The 2,969-nt window shown below is 26.9% G+C and carries 3 protein-coding genes; all 3 read right to left on the reverse strand.

The window, feature by feature from the left end:
• Positions 1-116: 116 nt before the first annotated feature.
• Positions 117-731 carry a hypothetical protein gene (locus HM982_RS18250; RefSeq protein WP_179354755.1) on the reverse strand — a complete coding sequence of 205 codons (615 nt, stop codon included), beginning with the start codon at positions 729-731 and terminating at the stop codon, positions 117-119.
• Positions 732-733: 2 nt separating this feature from the next.
• Positions 734-1,384 carry a hypothetical protein gene (locus HM982_RS18255; protein WP_179354756.1) on the reverse strand — a complete coding sequence of 217 codons (651 nt, stop codon included), beginning with the start codon at positions 1,382-1,384 and terminating at the stop codon, positions 734-736.
• Positions 1,385-1,736: 352 nt separating this feature from the next.
• Entirely contained in the window at positions 1,737-2,726 is a 990-nt protein-coding gene (locus HM982_RS18260) for a hypothetical protein (RefSeq protein ID WP_179354757.1), read from the reverse strand.
• Positions 2,727-2,969: the final 243 nt, after the last annotated feature.

Here is a 2,969-nt window from a genome sequence, read left to right on the forward strand (position 1 = left end):
AGTTGCGTGGTTCAGCAACTAAGTTAGCAAACTTTTACGAACCCGTGAAAATTCCGCAGGAATTTTCGCAAGTAGGCAAGAACCTAGCAATTAATTATACACGGTGTTAGCACCAGTTATTTTGGCATAAATCTTCTTGGGTCTTCTTTGTCCAATCCATCGTTATTATCAGAAGGTTTTTCTATTTCCAGTTCAGATTTTAGTTCAGTTTCAGTTTCTATCGTTATTTGTGTTATTGCCTCCGATACAGGTGTGATATTTTGATAAATTGGTTCTTTGAGTTCATCCCAAGGTTTTATTAATTTCCAACATTTTATTAAATATGGAATTAAAAAAAGAATTTCAAAACGAAGATTTATATTCCAAAAGCCATTGACCAAATTAATTATCGGATAGACTATCATCATTGTGATACAAATTATAATTCCGATTGAAGCATCAATTAAACCAAATTTGATGGCAAGGTCTTTTTCTGTCCACATCATAAAAGCTGTTAATCCTTTAAATAGAATCAAAGTGATTATAAAAACACCTAATAAAGAATATTTATCATATGTTTCCATTCCATATATAGAAACTTCGCCAGTAAAGTACAAATCGATTGGTGAGCCTATAATTTCCCAAAACATCATAAATAAGCCGTAAGATGAAAGAAACATAAAAAGCCAAATAAAAAATTTCATCCACCAAGGAAGTAGTTTTCTTCTTCTTGAAATAATCTGTTGAACCATATTTATTCAAATTTAAGAGTTTTCCAAACTTTACTTATATAGCCTTTATCAGCAAAATCTTGAAAAGATTTAATTTCAGATTCTTCATTAGCAATAAATGTTACCAAAAGACCATTTTTATTATTTCCTTGTGGCTCTAAAAGTAAAGTTTGTATTAAATAATTACCTACGAATTCCGCATCTGGTTCGGGATTCGATATACTGCCTTTAGCTTTTAAAATATAATATTCTTTATTGTCAAATTTAGATTTCTCAATTTTTACATCAGACATTTCAAACAATTGTCTCCAAGCGCCTAATACTTGATTTAATGATTTCTTTTTTACTTGGTCTTCAAGAAGATTTGATTTTTGTGGTGTGTAGTATCCTAAAGAAATTCCTTCAGTTTGGACTTCATTTTCATTCCATTTGAAAAAAGCATTGTAGTTATAATTTTGATAGCCTTTTTCTGCTGGGTCTGTTTTTAATTCATTCGGATACTCTAAACTAAATTCAATTGTTGGTAAGCTCATTTCTTTACAAAATTCCTTATTAACTGTAAAAATGTTGTTGCCAGAATTTGATGATAGATTTTCCTTTTTATTATCAGATTTACAGGCAAAAATCGTAATTACTGTAAAAATTATTATTCCAAATTTTAAATTATTTCTCATATGTTTGTTTTAATTGGTGCTAACGTGTTTGTGTATGGTTAGTTGCGTGATTTAGCGACTAAGTTAACAAATACTCACGATACAGAAAATCCGAAGGGATTTTCGTACGTAAGCTCTAAAAAGCAATTGACTATACACGGTGTTGGCAGCCGTGCTTTTTTTGTTTTCGAGCATTTTTATTATTCGTTAAGATTGGAATTCCAGCATAATTTTGTCAGTTTGCAGTTTAGGTTTCTATTATTCCATATTTAAGCGTTCTGATTTTAATACCGACGTTGGTTTATTTAATATTAAGAGCGATTGCAGTAATATTGAAATTTGTATTCACTTTTCAAAGATGTTTTTTTTAACTTTAAATTGAAATAAAATTTAATTGATAATTTTTCACATAAAATAATAGACTGTTTTTAAAAATAAACGAAGAAAATTCATCTATTTCAATGAATTTTAGTGAATTATCGATTTTTCTATCAAAAATTTCAAGAATATTATCCTTTTTAAATATAATTATTCTCTCATCAAAATATTCAATTTTAGATGATTTATCTTTAGTTAGTATTTCTGCATTTTGAAAATTATCCAATGAAAATTGCCTAATTTGGATGTTGTCATCATTTTTGTAAAGTGAACTTCTATAAGCAATCTCTTTAAAATTTTTATTTATTGTGTAGTTAAAACCACAATCATCAACTTTACCACTAAATATTATATTAATATTCGTAGGTGAAATTATTTTTAAAATTATAAAGTAAAACTTTCGTTCAATACCATCTATATCATAAATTTTATTGGATATATAATCTTTATCATAAATTTCAAAGCCAATAATATTGTCATCTGGTAGAGTGAAAATGTCATATCTATGTTCAAAATATAAATAATTAAAACTGTACTCATCATCAAAATTGTCAATAAAAAAATCAGTTATATTATATTCCTCAAAGTTATCCAAATCCAATAAAACCATATCTTCTCGAAAAATATAATTTTTTAAAATATGCTTAAAATTTAAAGCAAAATGTTCTGCTTCAAATTGTTTTTTAAATATAATTTTGCCACAGGAATTAACTTTTATTTGACAATTTGAATTACCATTATAATCACAATTTATATGAAAATTTACTAGGTCAATAGGATGAAAATCATAAATTTTAGTTAGTTTTTCATCTAAAAAAATTTGTTTAATGTTATTGTTTTCAAAATCTAAAATCTCAATTAAAATTTCATTTTTTTGATTTGTTTTAAGTAAGATAATATTTTGAGTTTTCGGAATACTTTTTAGCTTTAATATCTGAAAATTAGGTATGTTGCTTTTTGAAATTAATTCATTGATATTACTCATTTTATTTATAGTTGTAATTCTATTCGATTTCGTACAGGCATTGCTGCCAACGGTTTTGTATATGATACGTTGCGTTGTTTAGCACGTAATTTAGCAAATAAAAACCGAATAGAAAATCCGCGAGGATTTTCGTAAGTAGGCTCTCACTAGCAATGGATTATATACGTTGTTGTAAGTAGTGCTTTTTTCATTCACTTACTTAATTTCAAAATCCGAAACGCTCCTTGAATTACCAAAATAAAA

It is taken from the genome of Winogradskyella vidalii, from assembly GCF_013403955.1.
GTDB lineage: Bacteria > Bacteroidota > Bacteroidia > Flavobacteriales > Flavobacteriaceae > Winogradskyella > Winogradskyella vidalii.